Here is a 19,619-nt window from a genome sequence, read left to right on the forward strand (position 1 = left end):
CCTAGGCCTCGCGATACCAGTTCGCGAGGTCCCATGTATTGTTGTCCCAACCGCTGATGTTCGCGACAAGGCCGCTGATCACGGCGACCGCGCCGGGCCGCGCCACCAGCGGGATGACGACATGATTGTTGACCACCAGCTCGTTGCACTTGATCAGCAGGGCGGCCCGCTTCAGCGGATCGAGCTCGACTTGGGCGGCCTTGTGGGTCTCGTCGTATTCCTTGTTCTGCCACCGCGTGATGTTGCGACCCTGCCACTTGTTCTCCTTCTGCGCAGCTTCCCAGGAACAGAACTGACGCAGGAACACCTCCGGGTCGGGAGCATTCATGCCGTTATTGTACATCTGCAGGTCGGCGTAGAAGTGCGGATAGGTGTCGGGGTTGGCGACATCCGATGAAAAGAAGACCGATGACGTCACGGCCTTCAGGTCGACGTCGATGCCCGCCTTCTGGAGGGCCTGCTTGATGATCTGCTGTGTCTTCTGGCGCGGCTGGTTGATCGAGGTCTGATAGACCCATTTCAGCTTCCTGCCGTCCTTGGCACGGATGCCGTCGGGCCCACGCGCATAGCCCGCCTTGTCGAGCAAGGCGTTGGCCTTGTCGATGTTGAACTCGTATTTCGTCGTCTTCGACCGGAATTTCTCGGGATTGCTGATGTAGTTGGGCGTGGCGATGCCGATGCGGCCGTAGATATGCTTCTCGATCGAATCGCGGTCGATCAGCAGCGCCAGCGCCTGGCGCACCGCCGGATCGGTGAGCGTCGGATGCTTCGCCTTGAGGCTCGACCGCTCGCCGTCGATCTCGACGTTCGGGTCGGTGTTGTTGAGCTGCAGGTGCTCGATGCCGCCGCCGGGCGAGATGACGACCCGGCCCTTGCCGCCCTTCTCCATGCGCTGGAGGATCTCGTCCTCGACCTGAAGGTTCCAAGCGAAGTGGAATTCGCCGGTCTGCAGCACGGCACGCGCTGCCGAAACCGCGTCGCCACCGCCCTTCATCTCGATCGCATCGAAATACGGCCGGTTGGGCACATGATAGTCGAGGTTGATCTCGCCCGTGACGAGGTCGCCCGGCTTGAAATCCTTGAACCTGTAGGGGCCGGTACCGACCGGCCTGAGATTGGTCGGTGCGTCGCGCGACTTGGCGCCAATATAGTCGGCGAACAGATGCCGGGGGATGATGCCGCCCGCCCAGCCGACGAAGGCGTCGGCCCAGAAGGGCGTAGGCTGCTTGAACTTCACGACGACGGTGAAGTCGTCGACCTTCTCGACCACGACGTCCTTGTAGGAGCCGCTGCTCACCGCCGCCGTCGCTGGATCGCTGGCATAGGCCCAGGTGAAGACGACATCGTCGGCGGTGAAGGGTTTGCCGTCATGCCATTTGACGCCGCGCTTCAGCTTCCAGGTCACCGACTTGCCGTCGGCCGCAATGCCGTCCTCGCGGGTCGGGATCGAGGCGGCGAGCTTGGGCTGGAGATTGCCATCGCGGTCCCAGGCGCCCAGCGGTTCGTAGAACAGGCGCGACGCGTCCTGGTCCTTGGTGCCGACGGCGAAATGCGGATTGAGCAAGGTCGGCCCCTGCCACCACATGACCTTGAGCAGGCCGCCTCCGCCGCGCTTGGTCGGTTTGTAGGGCGCATTCGACTGCGCCATCGCCACGCCCGAGAAAGCGAGGAGCTGGTTCGCCAGGGGCGCGGTGAGTCCCACCGCCGCCATCCGTTTCACGAAGGCGCGGCGGGACAGCCCGCCCGCCTTTACCCGGTCGATGAGACCACGCAAGCCACGCTCGTCCATTGGATGCCTCCAATCAGAGTGTCGAAGCCGCTTCCCTGACGCTCCGGCTATCTTGCAAGATGCGTGCAATTCGATGGGAACAGCCGTGACCGCCGCCGTCAACGGCTTCACCTTGATTAGATGTCCGGTCTGCGCGATACCCGCCCGCCCCTGACCTTCCACCGGCGGGGTGCGCGGAGGTCCAAACCCCGCGCCATCGACCTCTAGCGGAGTCCACATCCATGCCTGACGCGATCCCCGCCGCCGCCGGCGCGCCCAACCCGCATCTCGCCGCCTACGAAGCGCGCGGCCTCAAGGGCCGGATCCTTTCCGGGGTGCAGCCCACCGGCAATCTCCATCTCGGCAACTATCTCGGCGCGATCCGCAACTTCGCGCGCCTGCAGAACGATTACGAATGCCTCTACTGCGTGGTCGACCAGCACGCGATCACGGTCTGGCAGGAGCCGGCCCAGCTCGCCGCGCAGACGCGCGAGATCGCCTCGGCCTTCCTGGCGGCCGGCGTCGACGGCACGAAGCAGATCGTCTTCAACCAGTCGATGGTGCCCGAGCATGCGCAGCTCGCCTGGATCTTCAATTGCGTGGCGCGCATGGGCTGGATGAGCCGCATGACGCAGTTCAAGGAAAAGGCCGGCAAGGACCGCGAGAACGTCTCGCTGGGCCTGTTCGCCTATCCGGCGCTGATGGCGGCCGACATCCTGATCTACAAGGCCACGCACGTGCCGGTCGGCGAGGACCAGAAGCAGCATCTCGAGCTGACGCGCGACATCGCCATCAAGTTCAACAACGATTTCAGCCAGCCCGACTTCTTCCCGATCACCGAGCCGCTGATCTTCGGCGCGGCGACGCGCGTGATGAGCCTGCGCGACGGCACCAAGAAAATGAGCAAGTCCGATCCGTCGGACTATTCGCGCATCAACCTCACCGACGATGCCGATGCGATCGCCCAGAAGATCCGCCGCGCCAAGACCGATCCGCTGCCGATGCCCGACACGCTGGAAGATGCCGAGAAGCGGCCGGACGCCGACAATCTGCTGGGCATCTACGCCGCCCTCGCCGACCAGGAGAAGGACGCCGTGGTCGCGCAGTTCGCCGGCAAGCAGTTCTCCGAGTTCAAGACGGCGCTGACGGATCTCGCGGTGGCGAAGCTGGGCCCGATCGGCGCGGAGATGCAGCGGCTGATGAAGGACCCCGGCCATGTCGACGGCGTGCTGCGCAACGGCGCCCAGCGCGCCCGCGCCATCGCCGCGCCGATCCTCGACGAGGTCTATAAGACGGTCGGCTTCCTGAAGCCGTAGTGCTGGGGGCGCGCCACTCCAGTGGCGCGATCTTTGGCGGAACAAGCGGAAGACGCGCCACTGGAGTGGCGCGCCCCCAGCGTTAGCCTTCCATGCGCGTGAGGGCCCACTTCACCGTGGTGCCCTCCGCGGGAACCTGGCCGACCAGCACGATCTGCTCGGTGCGGCGCACGCGGCCTTCTTCGCCGAGATAGATGCTCTCGGCGAGGCCGATGCCGGCGCCGGTCGCGCGCAGCCGCCAGCCGCGGCCGCTCGGCAGACGCATCAGGACGGCCTGTCCACTTTGGGCCAGCGTCGCCTTCACCGTCGGATGCAGATGGAAGCGCACGATGTAGCGCCGGTCCGGCACGGTGACCGGCCGGCCCTCGTAGCCCAGGAACGAATCCTCGCCGCGCAGGTCGCCGCCGTCGGGCGACAGCCACAGGCGCCGACGGTGGATGATCCCGTAGAGCGAGCGGTAGCCATCGTGGCACATGTCGAGCCACTGGGCGCCGGCATCGTCGGCGCGATCGATCAGCACGTTGCCGGCGCGATATTCCAGCGCGCCATGGTTGGTGATCTCGGTCGAATTCACGTCGTCGACCACGGCCGTCGAATGGGCGGCCGTGAAGCGCATGAAATGCTGCCAGTCGCGCGGCGCGCCGGGATAGGTGCCGCAGTTCACGACCAGCCGCTCATGCGCGGCGCTCATCTCGAAGCTCAGCGTGCCGGCATGGGCGATGCCGTCCATGCCGCGGCCCGGCGGGCTGCCGGCATCGGCGATCACCAGCGAGGTTCCGGCCGACAGCCGCTGGAAGCCGCTCGCCAGCGCCATCGTCGGCGCGATCTCGCCCGAGCCGGTCCGCGCCAGCACGAGATCGATCAGGCGGCGGTCGCCTTCCCACGTGCCGTTGAACAGCGCCAGGCCGCCGTCGCCATGGCGGAAGAAGCGCAGCATCGGCGCCATGCGGTCGATCGCGGCGACCAGCTCGGCCGGCGCGCGGCGCTCGGCCGACACCAGGGCGGCCCGCACGTCGATCAGATGGCGCAGGACGGTGAGCTGCAGGTGAGGCGCGCGTTCCGAGACGATGCCGTCGTGCAGCACATAGCGCTTCACGAACTTCGAGAGCCGCGCCAGCGACTGTTCGAGGCTCTTCTCGAAGTGCTTGCCGTCGCGGATGAAGGCGAGGTCGGCGAAGATCAGCGCCTTGTACACGGCGACCGCTTCGTGGCCGACCATGCCGTGGCGCGCGACGCGACGCAGATGGACGCGCTGGCGGCCAAGCGAAAAGACGAAGCGGGCCGCGAAGCCGGGATCGGCCGCCGCCGCCATCCATTCATAGTGCCGAATCCAGGCGACCATGCGCGCCGCCAGCACGTCGCGCTTCCAGGTCACCGGCGACCACCGCCATTCGCGGTTGGTCCAGTCGTCGACCAGCTTGGCGGCGAGCAGGGCGCCGTGCGGATCGCCATTGTCGCGCAGGTCGCGCAGCCAGCCGAACCCGTTCAGCGCGTCCAGCCAGCGGGGCGCCATCCCGGCACGCTGCCAGGGCGGATCATCGGAATCGGGGAGGACCGTGCCGCCGCTGCCGCCGGCCGCGAACTCGCCCGTCTGCAGAAGTCGCTGCCCGGCCACCGGATCGCCCGGCCAGGAATCGGCGGCGACGGCGAAGAAACTGCGAGGGGTCGCGTAGCCAAGCGTCAGGGAATATAGGGACGAGCCGAGGAGCCAGCGGCCGAAGGCGCGGCGCTCCCCTTTCGCGCCGGCAGATGGGCGGGTCGGAACCGAACGGATGGGGCGGGCGCCGGAGACCAAGGGTTCCCCGTGCCGTCGTGTGTCAGCGACCAAGGTCATCTTTTCGTTCTTTGGCCCGGGAGGCTCGAGCGGCCGGGCTGTGGAGAGGTTTCAGGCATTTTAGCCCAGCCGGAGCGCTCTGGCGATGGTTGGGTGGGCTTGAACGCCGGCTCCTGCACCCCAGATTCATTCCAAGGGAAGGCCCGCACGGGGTTCCCTGCCACTCGCTCCATGGGAGGGGGGTTTTTTTATATGAGTCGCGTTTCTGTCTTCAATTCGCCCTTGTTACTGGGCTTCGACCAGCTCGAGCGCACGCTCGACCGGTTGGCCAAGAACGCCGAGGGCTACCCGCCCTACAATATCGAGCGTATCGGCGAGAACGGACTGCGGATCACCCTCGCGGTGGCCGGTTTCACGAGCGACGGCCTGGTGATCGAACTCGTCGAGAACCAGCTCACCGTTCGCGGCAAGCAGGCCGACGAGGGCGACCGGGTCTATCTCCACCGCGGCATCGCCGCCCGCCAGTTTCAGCGATCCTTCATGCTGGCTGACGGGATCGAAGTGACGGGCGCCCGTCTCGACAACGGATTGTTGTCGATCGACCTGGTGCGACCGGTGCTCGAACCCCGCATTCGAACCATCCGCATCGACGCCGGCGGTCCGGCCGGCGGCGCGGACCAGACGATCGATATCACCGCGCGTCGCAGCCGTTGAGGCGGAGCGCGTTGACGCTGCCAAGGAGGTAGCCATGGAAAATGATGTTGTGATGTTTACCCCCCTCGCCGAAGAGGCCTTTCTCAGCCTGGGCTCCGAGCACATCGCCTATGTGAAGGAGATCAGCCTGCCCGACGGTGACCATGCGATCGGCATCTTCTCGGCCGATGGCAAGCCGATGGCGTCGGCGCCGTCGATCGAGATCGCGCAGGCGCTGATCCGCCAGCACGAGCTCGAGCCCGCGCTGGTACACTGAGGACGTTCTGAGGAACCGTGCGGTTCAGGCCGCGCTTTGGGCCTGGACCGTCTCGACGAGCAGCGCGTAGAGCGCTTCGGCATTCTCGGTCGCCCGCAGCTTTTCGACGAGGCTGCGGTCGCGCAGCAGGCGCGACACACGAGCCAGCGCCTTGAGGTGATCGGCGCCGGCGCCCTCGGGCGTCACCAGCAGGAACACGATGTCGACGGGACGTTCGTCGATCGCGTCGAAGTCGACCGGATGCGCCATCCGCGCGAACAGCCCGAGCGGCTTGACCATGGTCGCCATGCGACCGTGCGGGATCGCAATCCCGCCCCCGATGCCGGTCGATCCCAGACGCTCCCTCTCGAGCAGGCGGTCGAACAGCTTGCGCTCGTCGACGTTGAAGAGACCTGAAGCGCGACTGGCCAGCTCCGCCAGCAACGCCTTCTTTCCGGTTGCCTTGGCGCTGGCCAGAACGGCATCCGGACCGGTCAGCAAATCGGCGATTTCCACAATGTCACCAATGGGTTAGCGAGCGCGAACTCTGGCGGCCCTGCGAGGAGTGCGCCCCTATAGGCGCGTCCCCCGGTCGGGTCAAGCCATGGTTCGGAAGCACGCGGCGCCCCGTCCGGCGCCCGTCAGTCGGCCGGTCCCGTCATCGCCTGCGCGGCGAGGGCGGCATTGGACAGGACCGACGGCATCTGGCGGCTCATGCCGAGCCGGCCCAGACGACGGCGCTCGGCAGACGAGGGAATCCGCATGGCCTCGCGATACTTGGCCACGGTCCGGCGGGCGATCTCGATACCCTCGCCCTTCAGCAGATCGACGATGCGGTCGTCGCTGAGCGGCTGGTGGGCATTCTCGCCACCCACCAGAAGCTTGATGCGCGAGCGCACCGATTCCGAGGAGACGACGACGCCCGGCGTGCGCGCCGGCAGCGCCGAGGTGAAGAAGTATTTCAGCTCGAAGATGCCGCGCGGCGTGTTGATGTACTTGTTCGAGGTGACGCGGCTCACCGTGCTCTCGTGCAGCTCGGTGGCGATGGCGATGTCGCGCAGCACCAGCGGCTTCAGCGCACTGACGCCGTGGCGGAAGAACCCGTCCTGCTGGCGCACGATCTCACGCGCCACCTTGAGGATCGTCGTCGCCCGCTGCTCCAGCGTCTTGACCAGCCAGTTGGCCGACTGGAAGCGCTCCGCGACGAAGTCACGGTCGGGCTTGGCGCGGGCGCCCTTCATCAGCGTGGCGTGATAGTTGCGGTCGACCAGGACCTTGGGCAGCGCATCGGTGTTGAGTTCGATGTGCCATCCCTCCTCGCCGGTCTCGGGATCCTTGGCCGGCGTCAGGTAGAGATCGGGCTGCACCGGCTGGATCGGCTCGAAGTCGAAAGCCTGCCCGGGGCGCGGGTCGAGCGTGCGCAGTTCGGACAGCATGTCGCGCAGATCCTCGTCGTCGACGCCGCAGCGGCGGCGAAGCTGGCCCAGTTCGCCAGCGGCCACGAGATCGAGATTGTCGAGCAGCGCCTTCATTGCCGGATCGAGGCGATTGCGCTCGGCCAGCTGGGCACCCAGGCACTCGGCGACGGTGCGCGAAAACAGGCCGGCCGGCTCCATCTGGCGCAGCCGCGCCCAGATCTTCTCAACGACCGCGATGTCGGTCGCGACGGCTTCGGCCACGGCGGCGGGCTCGATGCGGCAGTAGCCGGCCTCGTCGAGACCTTCGGCGATCTTCAGCGCGATGCGGCGCTCCGCCGGATCCTCGAACAGGACCTCGAGCTGCTCGAGCACATGGACCGCCATGGAGCGCGGACGCTCGGCCACGAAATCGAGAGCGTCGGGCGCATCTTCGCGCTGCCCGACACGGCTCGCAGCGGCATCGCCGCCCCGGTCGGCATGTTCGCGGGACCAGCGATCGTCCGCCTCGGCGAGGGCCGGTGCCGCCGCCGCCAGCGCATCGGCGGTATCGCCGGACGCTTCGAGGACGGGGGCTTCGTATTCGGCGATGGGACCCTCGTCCGAGGCCCCCTCGGACAGCAGCGGATTCTTTTCCAGTTCCTGTTGAATGAACGCCGCCAGCTCCAGGTGCGAAAATTGCAGCAGCTTGATGGCCTGCTGGAGCTGTGGCGTCATCGCCAGGGTCTGGCGTGACGCAAGGATTAGGCTCGGACCAATACGCATGACACCCCACCCCTGAGGTCGTTTGACCTCCCCGATGGGCAGTCTAAAGCAAGAACCGTGCCAATGTCAGCACGGATGGCGTTCAGTGCGCGAAGATATCCGTCTCCGGCCAGCCCGCGACGTCAAGACGGGCGCGGGTGGGCAGGAATGCAAACGCGGCCTGGGCCAGTTCCCGGCGTCCTTCACGCTCCAGAAGCACGTCGAGCTTGGCCTTGAGCGCATGCAGATGCAGCACGTCTGAAGCGGCGTAGGCAAGCTGCTCGTCCGTGAGGCTGTCGGCGCCCCAGTCCGACGTCTGCTGCTGCTTGGAGAGGTCGACGCCGAGCAGTTCGCGGCACAGTTCCTTCAGGCCGAAGCGATCGGTGAAGGTGCGGACCAGCTTGGCCGCGATCTTGGTGCAGTAGACCGGCTCGCAGCGCACACCCAGCGAATGCTCGAGCACGGCGATGTCGAAGCGGCCGAAATGAAAGAGCTTGAGGACGTTCGGGTCGGCGATCAGGGCGGCGAGCCGCGGCGCCTTGGCCGCGCCCTTCGGCGCCCCGCGCGGGATCTGGACCAGATGGGCGTTGCCGTCGCCACCCGAAAGCTGAACCAGGCAGAGCCGGTCGCGATGAGGATTGAGACCCATGGTCTCGGTATCGATCGCCACCACCGGGCCGAACGAAACGTCCGCGGGAAGATCGCCGCGGTGAAGGCTGATCGCCATTATCTAGGTGCTCCGACTGACCTGCATGGTGCCCAGGAGAAGACTCGAACTTCCACGCCTCGCGGCGCTAGTACCTGAAACTAGTGCGTCTACCAATTCCGCCACCTGGGCACGGCATGCGGTCTAGTGCGGGCGCTGAGTTAGAGCCGGGCCGCGCTGATGTCAACCACGCTGGACGATCGCGCCTCACGTCGCGGGCGCGCTTGCCCCTTGAACCTTCATGGTATTGGGTTATAGGCAGCATCATGAGCATCAAGCAGGTCACGGTTTTTGGCGGCAGCGGCTTCGTCGGCCGCGCCATCGTGCGGGCGCTGGCGCAGGAGGGCTATCAGGTCCGCGTGGCCTGCCGGCGCATCGAGCTCGCCGAGCGGATCAAAACCGCAGGCGATGTCGGCCAGATCACCATCCTGCGAACCAATTTGCGAATTCCGGCTTCGGTCGCGGCCGCCATCTCCGGCAGCAAGGCCGTGGTCAACGCCTCGGGCATCGCCTTCCAGCGCGGCCAGCAGAAATATCAGAGCGTCCATGTCGACGGCGCGCGGACGATCGCGGAGGCCGCAAAGGCCGCGGGCGTGCAGCGCCTCGTCCATATGTCGGGCATCGGCGCGGACCAGCGCAATTCGACGAACAAGTACGTGCGCTCCAAGGTCGATGCCGAGGATGCGATCGTCGCGGGCTTCCCCGACGCCACGATCCTGCGCCCGAGCGTGGTGTTCGGGCCCGAGGACGCGATGTTCAACCGCATGGCGCAGATCGCCGCCAAGGCGCCGTTCCTGCCCGTGGTCGGCGACGGCTCCGCCAGGGTCCAGCCGGTCTATGTCGGTGACGTCGGCGCGGCCGTGGCGGCCGTGCTGGAACGGCCCGAGACGGCCAAGAGCGTCTTCGAGCTGGGCGGCCCGCGCGTCTACACCTATCGCGAGATCGCCGCGCTCGTGCTGCGCGAAATCGACCGCCACAAGCGCATCGTGGGCGTCCCGGCCGGCCTGATGAAAATCGCGGGGTTCTTCGCCGAATTCCTGCCTGTGCCGCCGCTGACCCACGACCAGGTCGACCTGCTGGTGACCGACAATGTCGCCCGCCCGGGAGCCCCCGGACTGGCCGCGCTCGGCATTGCGCCGACCGCCGCCGAGGCCATCCTGCCGATGTATCTCGACCGTTACCGCATCGGCGGTCGCTACAACCTGCAAGCCCCGGCCTGACCGACCCCCAATAAAGGCGTCATCGATTGCGCCTATGCTTGCCCAACGCCATTAGTACCAATTCGGTATTATTTTTGAGCTGTAGAGCGGTGCACGATTCGATAAAGCCCAGGTTAGGATATTTCGCACGCACATTAGGTCAATAATATTGACTATCGTTTCGCGGCATGATTTAAACCCTGCAACAACGCAGCAAAGGCGCGATCGGCGCGCTTCTTGCGTAATTAAATTTCACAAACTGTCCGAGGAGGCCGGGGATGGCCGAGAGGATGCTGAAGTTCGTCGGAACGCCGCAAGCCATGCCCGACAAGCGGCCGGCTGCCGAACGCCGTCGCGACTTCGACGAGATCTATCAGAGCTTCGCCAAGGACAAGGCGGCCGAGCAGGCTGCGCGCTGCTCGCAATGCGGCGTGCCGTTCTGTCAGATCCATTGCCCGCTCAACAACAACATCCCCGACTGGCTGAAGCTCACCGCCGAAGGCCGCCTCGAAGAGGCCTACGAGCTCTCCTCCGCGACCAACAATTTCCCGGAGATCTGCGGCCGCATCTGCCCGCAGGACCGGCTCTGCGAAGGCAACTGCGTCATCGAGAAGGGCTTCGAATCGGTCACCATCGGGTCGGTCGAGAAGTACATCACCGACACCGCCTGGCAGCGTGGCTGGGTGAAGCCGATCCAGCCGCGGCGCGAGCGGCCCGAGAGCGTCGGCATCGTCGGCGCGGGCCCGGCGGGCCTCGCGGCGGCCGAACAGCTTCGCCGCAAGGGCTATCAGGTCGCGATCTACGATCGCTACGACCGGGTCGGCGGCCTGATGATCTACGGCATCCCGAACTTCAAGCTCGAGAAGGAGATCGTGCAGCGCCGCGAGAAGCTGCTGCGCGACTCGAAGGTCACCTTCCACCTGAACTGCGAGGTCGGCCGCGACGTTTCGCTGGAGGAGCTGCGCGCACGTCACGGCGCCGTGCTGATCGCCACCGGCGTCTACAAGGCACGCGACATCGCCGCCCCCGGCGTCGGCCTCGCGGGCATTGCCCCGGCACTCGACTATCTGACCGCCTCCAATCGCCAGGGCCTGGGTGACATCGTCCCTGCGTTCGAATCGGGCATGCTGAATGCTGCGGGCAAGAACGTCGTGGTGATCGGTGGCGGCGACACGGCGATGGATTGCGTGCGCACGGCCGTGCGCCAGGGCGCCAGGTCGGTGAAGTGTCTCTATCGCCGCGACCGCGCCAACATGCCGGGCTCGCAGCGCGAGGTGAAGCACGCCGAGGAGGAAGGCGTCGAGTTCGTGTGGCTGGCCGCGCCGCAGGCCTTCCTCGGCAAGGACAAGGTCAGCCATGTCCGGACCGTGCGCATCCATCTCGGCATGCCCGACGCATCGGGCCGCCAGACGCCGCAGGAGATTCCCAACAGCCACGTCAACATCGAGGCCGACCTCGTGCTGATGGCGCTGGGCTTCGACCCGGAGGATCTGCCGGCGGCGATGAGCGCGCCGGACCTCGGCGTCACCGGCTGGAACACGCTCAAGATCGACTGGAAGAGCATGATGACCAGCCTCGACGGCGTGTTCGCCGCCGGCGACATCGTGCGCGGCGCCTCGCTGGTCGTGTGGGCGGTACGCGACGGCCGCGATGCCGCCGAGCGCATTCACACCCATCTGACCACCAAGGCGCTGGCCGCCCAGCGCATCGCGGCGGAGTAGACCATGCTGAAGGTCTATGACTTCACCGGGTCGGGCAACGGCTACAAGGTGTGGCTGCTGATGTCGCAGCTCGGCCTGCCGTTCGAGCGCATCGAGCGCGACATCCTGAAGGGCGAGACGCGTACGCCGGAGTTCCTCGCGAAGAACCCGAACGGCCGCATCCCGACGCTCGAGCTCGAGGATGGCACGTTCCTCTTCGAATCGGGGGCGATCCTCTGGTACCTGGCCGAGGGCACGGCATTCGCACCCTCAGACAGGCTGTCGCGCGCAAGAACGCTGCAATGGATGTTCTTCGAGCAGTACAGCCACGAGCCCTATATCGCCGTGGCCCGCTTCTGGAAGCACTTCCTCGACAAGCTCTCGCCGCAGCAGGAAGCCAACCTGCCCGACATCATGAAGAAGGGCCATGCCGCGCTCGACGTGATGGAGAAGCATCTGGCGCCCCGCGCCTTCTTCGTCGACGAGCGCTACGGCCTCGCCGACATCGCGCTCTATGCCTACACGCATGTCGCCGACGAGGGCGGGTTCGACCTGTCGGCCTATCCGAACATCATCGCGTGGATGGCGCGCGTGAAGGAGCAGCCCGGCCATGTCGCGATCGACCACACGTTCTGAGCAAGGGAGAAGAAGAAAATGCCGATGATCAATGTCCAGATGTTCGAGGGCCGCACCATCGAACAGCGCCGCGCGCTGGCGAAGGAGCTGACCGAGGGCGCCTGCCGCGCGCTGGGCTGCACGCCCGACGCCGTGCAGATCATCCTGACCGACATCAAGAAAGAGAACTGGGCCGAAGCCGGCAAGCTGTTCTCCGACACATGACCTTCTGACTGAAAGACCCGTCGCGCTGCTCTCCCCCTCCCTGCCTCCCCCGTATGACGGGGCGGTGGATGAGACGAGAGCACTCGCGGCGCCCTCTCCAATCCCTCCCCCGTCACACGGGGGAGGTGGCCGAAGGCCGGAGGGGGAAAGCCACGATAAGGAATAGTTCCATGTCCATCCTTCCCTTCGATGCCGAGCAGTTCGTCCGCGACTACAAGAGCGGCACCGCCAAGCTCACCGCCGCCTATGGCTACAACCCCGCCGAAGGACTCGATTCCTGCGGCGTCGGTCTCGTCGTGGCGCTGGACGGCAAGCGACGCCGCGACGTGGTCGCGGCGGGCATCGACGCGCTGAAGGCGGTGTGGCACCGCGGCGCGGTCGACGCCGACGGCAAGACGGGCGACGGCGCGGGCCTCCACGTCGAGATCCCGCAGGACTTCTTCAAGGAATATGTCCGCGACTCGAGCGGCGAGGTCCCGCAGGTCGGCCGCATCGCGGTCGGCATGGTGTTCCTGCCGCGCACCGATCTCGGTGCGCAGGAGCGCTGCCGCACCATCGTCGAGACCGAGATCCTGCGCTTCGGCCACACGATCCTGGGCTGGCGGCAGGTGCCGGTCGACATCTCGGTCATCGGCGCCAAGGCCAACGAGACGCGGCCCGAGATCGAACAGATCCTGATCGGCCGCGGCGATGCCAAGCTCGACAACCGCGAGTTCGAGAAGCAGCTCTACATCCTGCGCCGGCGCATGGAGAAGGCGGCGCTCGCCGAGAACATCGCCGAGTTCTACGTCTGCTCGCTCTCCTGCCGCTCGGTCGTCTACAAGGGCATGTTCCTCGCCGAGCATCTGTCGGCCTTCTATCCCGACCTGCTCGACGAGCGTTTCGTCTCGCGCTTCGCGATCTTCCACCAGCGCTATTCGACCAACACCTTCCCGCAATGGAAGCTGGCGCAGCCCTTCCGCGTGCTCGCCCACAACGGCGAGATCAACACCATCCTGGGCAACGTCAACTGGATGAAGAGCCACGAGGCGCGCCTCGAACACGAGACCTTCGGCCGCTTCATCGAGGACCTGAAGCCGATCGTGCAGCCCGGCGCCTCCGATTCGTCGGCGCTCGACAACGTCTTCGAGCTGCTGGTCCGCGGCCATCGCAACCTGCCGATGGTCAAGACGATGATGATTCCCGAGGCCTCGGCCACGAACCCGAACGTGCCGCCCGAGCATCGCGCCATGTACAACTACGTGAACGGCGTCATGGAGCCGTGGGACGGACCGGCCGCCATCGCCGCCGTCGCCGGCAAGTGGGCGCTGGTCGGGCTCGACCGCAATGGCCTGCGCCCCATGCGCTACGTCATGACGTCCGACGACCTGCTGATCGCCGGTTCGGAAGCCGGCATGGTGCCGCAGGACGAGGCCAAGATCGTCGAGAAGGGGCGCCTCGGGCCCGGCGAGATGCTGGCTGTCGATATGGACCAGCCCAGGGTCTACAAGGACCGCGAGCTGAAGGACATGCTCGCCGCCACGCACGACTATGCGAGCTGGACGCAGCGCACGGTCGAACTCGATTCGCTGATCCGGCAGGACGCGCCCGCGACCGAGCACTTTGCCGCCGACGAGCTGCGCCGCCGCCAGTTCGCGGCCGGCTGGTCGATCGAGGATCTCGAGGCGATCCTCCATCCCATGGTGGAGGACGGCAAGGAGGCCGTCGGCTCGATGGGCGACGACGCCCCGCTCGCGGTGCTGAGCGACACCTATCGCGGCATGCACCACTATTTCCGGCAGAACTTCAGCCAGGTCACGAACCCGCCGATCGATTCGTTGCGCGAACGCAACGTGATGACGATCCGCACGCGGCTGGGCAATCTCGGCAACATCCTCGACGAGACGCCCGACCAGAGCGAGATGCTGTCGCTGCAGTCGCCGATCGTGCTCAACGCCGAGTTCGAGGCGATGCGCAAGTACATGGGCGACACGGTCGCACGCATCGACTGCACCTTCGATCCGAAGGGCGGCCTCGACGCGATGCGCCAGTCCTTCGAGCGCATCTGCAAGGAAGCCGAGGATGCGGTGCGCAGCGGCTGCCTGCACATCGTGCTGACCGACGCCAATATCGGGCCCGACCGGGCCGCGCTGCCGATGATCCTGGCGGCTGGCGCCGTGCACTCCTACCTGGTGCGCCAGTCGCTGCGCACCTTCACGTCGCTGAACGTGCGCTCGGGCGAATGCCTCGACGTGCATTATGTCGCCGTCATCATCGGCGTCGGCGCGACGACGGTGAACCCCTACCTCGCCGAGGAGACGATCGCGGCCCGCCACGCGCGCGGCCTGTTCGGCAAGCTGTCGCTCGGCCAGTGCCTCGCAAACTTCAAGAAGGCGCTGGACGAGGGCCTGCTCAAGGTGATGTCCAAGATGGGCATCTCGGTCCTGTCGTCGTACCGCGGTGGCTGCAACTTCGAGGCGGTCGGCCTGTCGCGCTCGCTGGTCGCCGAGTTCTTCCCCGGCATGCCCTCGCGCATCTCGGGCATCGGCCTGCGCGGCGTGCAGGAGGAGATCGCCGAACAGCATGCGCGCGCCTTCGACGAGGACGTGATCGCGCTGCCGATCGGCGGCTTCTACAAGGCGCGGCGCGGCGGTGACCGGCACAATTTCGAGGGCGCGCTGATCCACATGCTGCAGGACGCGGTGAACACCGAGTCCTACGCGAAGTACCGCAAGTACAGCGAGGCGGTACGCCGCCAGCCGCCGATCAACCTGCGCGACCTGCTCGACTTCAAGCCCGACCGCACGCCTATCCCGCTCGACGACGTCGAATCGATCACCGAGCTGCGCAAGCGCCTGGTGGCGCCCGGCATCTCGCTGGGCGCGCTGGGGCCCGAAGCGCACGAGACGCTGTCGATCGCCATGAACCGCATCGGCGCCAAGTCCGATTCAGGCGAAGGCGGCGAGGATGCCGCGCGCTACAAGCCGCGTCCGAACGGCGACAACGCCTCCTCGGCCATCAAGCAGGTGGCGTCGGGCCGGTTCGGCGTCACCGCCGAGTACCTGAACAACTGCCGCGAGCTCGAGATCAAGGTGGCCCAGGGCGCCAAGCCCGGCGAGGGCGGCCAGCTTCCCGGCCTCAAGGTCACCGAGATGATCGCCAGGCTTCGTCACTCGACTCCGGGCGTGACGCTGATCAGCCCGCCGCCGCACCACGACATCTATTCGATCGAGGATCTGGCGCAGCTGATCTACGACCTGAAGCAGATCAACCCCGAGGCGCGCGTGACCGTGAAGCTGGTCGCGCGCTCCGGCATCGGCACGATCGCGGCGGGCGTGGCCAAGGCCAAGGCCGACGTGATCCTGGTGTCGGGCCACAATGGCGGCACCGGCGCCTCGCCCCAGACCAGCATCAAGTATGCCGGCATCCCGTGGGAGATGGGCCTGTCGGAGACGCACCAGGTGCTGACCCTGAACCGCCTGCGCGACAAGGTGCTGCTGCGCACCGACGGCGGCATCAAGACCGGCCGCGACGTGGTGATCGCCGCCATGCTGGGCGCCGAGGAATACGGGCTCGGCACGGCCTCGCTGATCGCCATGGGCTGCATCATGGTGCGGCAGTGCCACTCCAACACCTGTCCGGTGGGCGTCTGCACGCAGGATCCGAAGCTGCGGGAGAAGTTCGAGGGCTCGCCGGAGAAGGTCGTGAACCTGTTCAGCTTCGTCGCCGAGGAGGTGCGCGAGATCCTGGCGCAGCTCGGCTACAGGTCGCTGCTCGAGATCGTCGGCCGCTCCGACCTCCTGAAGCAGGTCGGCCGTGGCGCGCGCCATCTCGACGATCTCGACCTCAACCCGCTGCTGACGCGGGCCGATGGCGGGCACGAGACCGTGCATTGCACGGTCGAGGGCCGCAACGAGGTGCCCGACACGCTCGACGCCCAGATGCTGCGCGACGTGCAGCCGCTCTTCACGCACCGCGAGAAGATGCAGCTGCAGTACAGCGTGCGGAACACCCATCGCGCGGTCGGCACGCGGCTGTCGGCCATGATCACGCGCAAGTACGGCATGACGGGCCTGCCGCCCGATACGGTGACGGTCCGCCTGCGCGGCACCGCCGGCCAGTCGCTGGGCGCCTTCGCCGTGCAGGGCATGAAGCTCGAAGTGTTCGGCGACGCCAACGACTATGTCGGCAAGGGCCTGAGCGGCGGCACCATCGTGGTGAAGCCGACCATCTCCAGCCCGCTGGTGCCGGAAGCCAATGCCATCATCGGCAACACGGTCCTGTACGGCGCGACGGCGGGCAAGCTCTTCGCCTCGGGCCGCGCCGGCGAGCGCTTCGCCGTGCGCAACTCGGGCGCCGATGCGGTGGTCGAGGGGCTGGGCTCCAACGGCTGCGAGTACATGACCGGCGGCACCGCGGTGATCCTGGGATCGATCGGCGTCAATTTCGGCGCCGGCATGACCGGCGGCATGGCGTTCCTCTACGATCCGGAGGATGCCTTCCAGCTCAAGGTCAACCCCGAGACGGTGACGTGGCAGCGCATCGACCATCCGCACTGGGAGGCCGTGCTCAAGGCCCTGGTGGCCGAACATGTCGCCGAGACCAAGTCGCCGCTGGGCGCGCGCCTGCTGAACGACTGGGATCGCGAGGTCGGGCATTTCTGGCAGGTCGTGCCGAAGGAGATGCTGACCCGCCTGCCGCAGCCGCTCACCGTCGCGCAGGAAAAGCGCGCCTAGGCACGCCAGGGCGGAAAGACGGCAGGAGGAAACCTCGATGACCGACGCGCGGCCCTCGCGCGTGGCGTGGCTGCAGCTTGGCCTCGTGGTCGTGCTGTTCGGCCTGTCCTGGCCGGTGATCCGGATCAGCCTGGGCGCCGGCACGCCGATCTGGCTGGCGGCGGCGCGCGCCACCCTGTCGGCGACGGCCGCCTTCGTCCTGGTGGCGGCGCTGAAGCGACTCGCCTGGCCCGGTCGCGCCGACTGGCCAATCATCCTGTCGGTCGGCGGGCTGCAGCTCACCTGCTTCTTCGCCTTCGCCAATCTCGGCGTGCAGATCGTGCCGCCCGGCCGCTCCGGCGTGCTGGCCTACACGACCATGCTCTGGATGGTGCCGATGTCCTGGATGATCGGCGAGAAGGTGGGCCGCCGCGCCTTCGCCGGGGCCGCCCTCGGCGTCGCGGGCATCCTCGTGCTGGTCGATCCGCTGCGCTTCGACTGGAGCGACCGCCGCGTGATGCTGGGGCACGGCTGGCTGCTGGCCGCGGGCTTTACCTGGGCGCTGGCCATCCTGCATGCCCGCCGCCACACCTGGCGCATGTCGCCGCTCGACGTGCTGCCCTGGCAGATGGGCGTGGCCACGGTGCTGCTGTGGATCCTCGCCTTCGTACTGGAACCCGGCGGCCATCTCGACCTGCAGCAGCCGTCGCTGTGGCTCGCCCTGCTCTATCTCGGCGTGCTGGCCGGCCCGACGGCGACCTGGGCCGCCGTCTCGGTCGCCCGCGCCCTGCCGCCGATCACCGGCTCGCTCGGCATGCTGGGCGTGCCGCTGCTGGCCATCGCCAGCTCGGTCGTGCTGGTGGGCGAACCCGTCACCTGGCCACTGGCGATCGGCACGACGCTGGTGATCGCGGGAATTGCCATCGTGATCCTGGACAGGAACAATTGAGCCCATGTCCCTGATCGAAATCGAACGGCGCGATGCCGTCGCCATCGTCCGTTTCAACAATCCGCCCAAGGGCTACATGAACGCCGCGATGGTCGGCGAACTCGACACCGCAGTCGACGGGCTGCTGGCCGACGAGACCGTGCGGGTGCTGGTCTTCACCGGCGCGCTGAAGGGGGTGTTCATCGAGCACTACGATGTCTCCGAGCTGCTCGCCCTCTCGGAGAAGCTGCGCGCCAAGGGCGCGACCTTCTCGCTCGACCGGCCCTCGCCCGAAAGTGCCTACCACAGGATCCTCACCCGTCTCGAGAGCGCGCCCAAGCCGGTGATCGCCGCGATCAACGGCACGGCGATGGGCGGCGGCTTCGAGTTCTGCATGGCCTGCGACATCCGCCTGGCCGAGCGCGGCCCGTATTGGCTGGGCCAGCCCGAGATCAACATCGGCATCCTGGCCGGGGCCGGCGGCACGCAGCGGCTCGTGCGCCTGGTCGGCGAGGCGCGGGCCCTCGAACTGTCGCTGCTGGGCCGCACCGTGTCGCCCGACGAGGCCACGAGCCTCGGCATGGTCCATGCGGCGGTCGACGGGCCGGTGCTGGACCACGCGATGACGTTGGCCGAGCGGCTGGCCGCGCAGCCGCCACGGGCGGTGGCGCACATCAAGCGGCTGGTCCGGTCGGCGACCGAAACGCCTCTGTCACAAGGCCTCGCCCAGGAGCGGACCCTGTTCATGGACCTCGCCGTGAGCGACGATGGACACCGGCTGATGGGCGAATTCGTCGCCGGAAAGCGGACAATTCGCGACTGATTGACAGGCAAGTGCGACGGCTCCCATATGCCGAAGAACCCGGCGAGGACGGAACACAGCGATGGCGAACAAGGTCTACAAGGATGCGAAGGCGGCGCTCGAGGGCCTGCTGCGCGACGATCTGATGCTGATGTGCGGCGGCTTCGGCCTGGTCGGCATTCCCGAACGGCTGATCGGCGCGGTGCGCGACTCCGGCGTGAAGGGGCTCACCTGCGTGTCGAACAATGCCGGTATCGACGGCGCGGGCCTGGGCCTGCTGCTCGAGACCGGGCAGGTCAAGAAGATGATCAGCTCCTACGTCGGCGAGAACAAGACCTTCGCCAAGCTCTACCTCGAGGGCAAGCTGGAGCTCGAGTTCAACCCGCAGGGCACGCTGGCCGAACGCTGCCGCGCCGGCGGCGCCGGCATCCCGGCCTTCTACACCAAGACCGGTGTCGGCACGCTGGTCGCCGAGGGCAAGGAGACCAAGGTCTTCGACGGCGAGGAATATGTGATGGAGCGCGGCCTGGTCGGCGACATCGCGCTGGTGAAGGCCTGGAAGGGCGACACGTCCGGCAACCTGATCTACCGGAAGGCCGCGCGGAACTTCAATCCGATGATGGCGACCGCCGCGAAGATCTGCGTCGCCGAGGTCGAGGAGCTTGTGCCGGTCGGCGAGCTCGATCCCGACCACATCCACACGCCTTCCGTGTTCGTGAAGCGCATCTTCTGCGGTGCGCCCTACGACAAGCAGATCGAACAGCGCACCGTACGCAAGGCTTGA

16 protein-coding genes and 1 tRNA gene are annotated in these 19,619 nt (G+C 66.9%); 11 read left to right on the plus strand and 6 right to left on the minus strand.

Annotated features, from left to right (window positions below):
- Position 1: 1 nt before the first annotated feature.
- On the minus strand, positions 2-1,789 hold the full coding sequence (locus ACP15H_RS23115; RefSeq protein ID WP_425068480.1) for a peptide ABC transporter substrate-binding protein: 1,788 nt from the start codon (positions 1,787-1,789) through the stop codon (positions 2-4).
- A gap of 221 nt (positions 1,790-2,010) precedes the next feature.
- Here ACP15H_RS23115 and trpS point away from each other — a divergent pair, with 221 nt between their 5' ends.
- Positions 2,011-3,084, plus strand: a complete 1,074-nt coding sequence (gene trpS / locus ACP15H_RS23120) for a tryptophan--tRNA ligase (RefSeq protein ID WP_425068481.1) — start codon at positions 2,011-2,013, stop codon at positions 3,082-3,084.
- Between the two features lie 82 nt (positions 3,085-3,166).
- Here the strand turns inward: trpS and ACP15H_RS23125 are convergent, their stop codons facing one another.
- Entirely contained in the window at positions 3,167-4,918 is a 1,752-nt protein-coding gene (locus ACP15H_RS23125; protein ID WP_425068482.1) for a heparinase II/III family protein, read from the minus strand.
- A 192-nt stretch (positions 4,919-5,110) separates the two neighbouring features.
- Between ACP15H_RS23125 and ACP15H_RS23130 the strand changes: the two genes are divergently transcribed.
- Both ACP15H_RS23130 and ACP15H_RS23135 read left to right on the plus strand, forming a co-directional pair.
- The gene (locus ACP15H_RS23130) at positions 5,111-5,572 is read left to right on the plus strand and encodes an Hsp20 family protein (protein ID WP_425068483.1); all 462 of its coding nucleotides are present in this window, start codon (positions 5,111-5,113) and stop codon (positions 5,570-5,572) included.
- A gap of 34 nt (positions 5,573-5,606) precedes the next feature.
- Complete coding sequence (locus tag ACP15H_RS23135; protein ID WP_425068484.1) at positions 5,607-5,828, plus strand: DUF1150 family protein; 222 nt, start codon at positions 5,607-5,609, stop codon at positions 5,826-5,828.
- A gap of 24 nt (positions 5,829-5,852) precedes the next feature.
- On the opposite strand, the gene ACP15H_RS23140 is transcribed toward ACP15H_RS23135, so the two are convergent.
- The 4 genes from ACP15H_RS23140 to ACP15H_RS23155 all read right to left on the minus strand — a co-directional run bounded on the left by ACP15H_RS23140 (position 5,853) and on the right by ACP15H_RS23155 (position 8,804).
- Positions 5,853-6,323: a PTS sugar transporter subunit IIA gene (locus ACP15H_RS23140; RefSeq protein WP_425068485.1), complete on the minus strand. Its 471-nt coding sequence runs from the start codon at positions 6,321-6,323 to the stop codon at positions 5,853-5,855.
- Between the two features lie 125 nt (positions 6,324-6,448).
- Complete coding sequence (rpoN, locus tag ACP15H_RS23145; RefSeq protein ID WP_425068486.1) at positions 6,449-7,987, minus strand: RNA polymerase factor sigma-54; 1,539 nt, start codon at positions 7,985-7,987, stop codon at positions 6,449-6,451.
- 82 nt (positions 7,988-8,069) lie between these two features.
- Positions 8,070-8,693 (minus strand): ribonuclease D, encoded by a 624-nt coding sequence (locus ACP15H_RS23150; RefSeq protein ID WP_425068487.1) that lies wholly within the window; start codon positions 8,691-8,693, stop codon positions 8,070-8,072.
- Positions 8,694-8,719: 26 nt separating this feature from the next.
- Positions 8,720-8,804 (minus strand) — tRNA-Leu (locus tag ACP15H_RS23155).
- Between the two features lie 134 nt (positions 8,805-8,938).
- Here ACP15H_RS23155 and ACP15H_RS23160 point away from each other — a divergent pair.
- The 8 genes from ACP15H_RS23160 (at position 8,939) to ACP15H_RS23195 (ending at position 19,619) form a co-directional block, all read left to right on the plus strand.
- On the plus strand, positions 8,939-9,892 hold the full coding sequence (locus ACP15H_RS23160; RefSeq protein ID WP_425068488.1) for a complex I NDUFA9 subunit family protein: 954 nt from the start codon (positions 8,939-8,941) through the stop codon (positions 9,890-9,892).
- Positions 9,893-10,149: 257 nt separating this feature from the next.
- A complete protein-coding gene (locus ACP15H_RS23165; RefSeq protein WP_425068489.1) occupies positions 10,150-11,592 on the plus strand; it encodes an NAD(P)-dependent oxidoreductase in 1,443 nt (480 codons plus the stop codon).
- A 3-nt stretch (positions 11,593-11,595) separates the two neighbouring features.
- Complete coding sequence (locus ACP15H_RS23170) at positions 11,596-12,207, plus strand: glutathione S-transferase family protein (protein WP_425068490.1); 612 nt, start codon at positions 11,596-11,598, stop codon at positions 12,205-12,207.
- Between the two features lie 18 nt (positions 12,208-12,225).
- Positions 12,226-12,411, plus strand: a complete 186-nt coding sequence (locus ACP15H_RS23175) for a 4-oxalocrotonate tautomerase (protein WP_425068491.1) — start codon at positions 12,226-12,228, stop codon at positions 12,409-12,411.
- 170 nt (positions 12,412-12,581) lie between these two features.
- Positions 12,582-17,126, plus strand: a complete 4,545-nt coding sequence (gene gltB, locus ACP15H_RS23180; RefSeq protein ID WP_425068492.1) for a glutamate synthase large subunit — start codon at positions 12,582-12,584, stop codon at positions 17,124-17,126.
- Positions 17,127-17,163: 37 nt separating this feature from the next.
- A complete protein-coding gene (locus ACP15H_RS23185; RefSeq protein ID WP_425068493.1) occupies positions 17,164-18,054 on the plus strand; it encodes a DMT family transporter in 891 nt (296 codons plus the stop codon).
- A 4-nt stretch (positions 18,055-18,058) separates the two neighbouring features.
- Entirely contained in the window at positions 18,059-18,856 is a 798-nt protein-coding gene (locus ACP15H_RS23190; RefSeq protein ID WP_425068494.1) for an enoyl-CoA hydratase/isomerase family protein, read from the plus strand.
- 61 nt (positions 18,857-18,917) lie between these two features.
- Positions 18,918-19,619 carry a CoA transferase subunit A gene (locus tag ACP15H_RS23195; RefSeq protein WP_425068495.1) on the plus strand — a complete coding sequence of 234 codons (702 nt, stop codon included), beginning with the start codon at positions 18,918-18,920 and terminating at the stop codon, positions 19,617-19,619.

Source organism: Reyranella sp. (assembly GCF_965249915.1).
Classification (GTDB): Bacteria; Pseudomonadota; Alphaproteobacteria; order Reyranellales; family Reyranellaceae; genus Reyranella.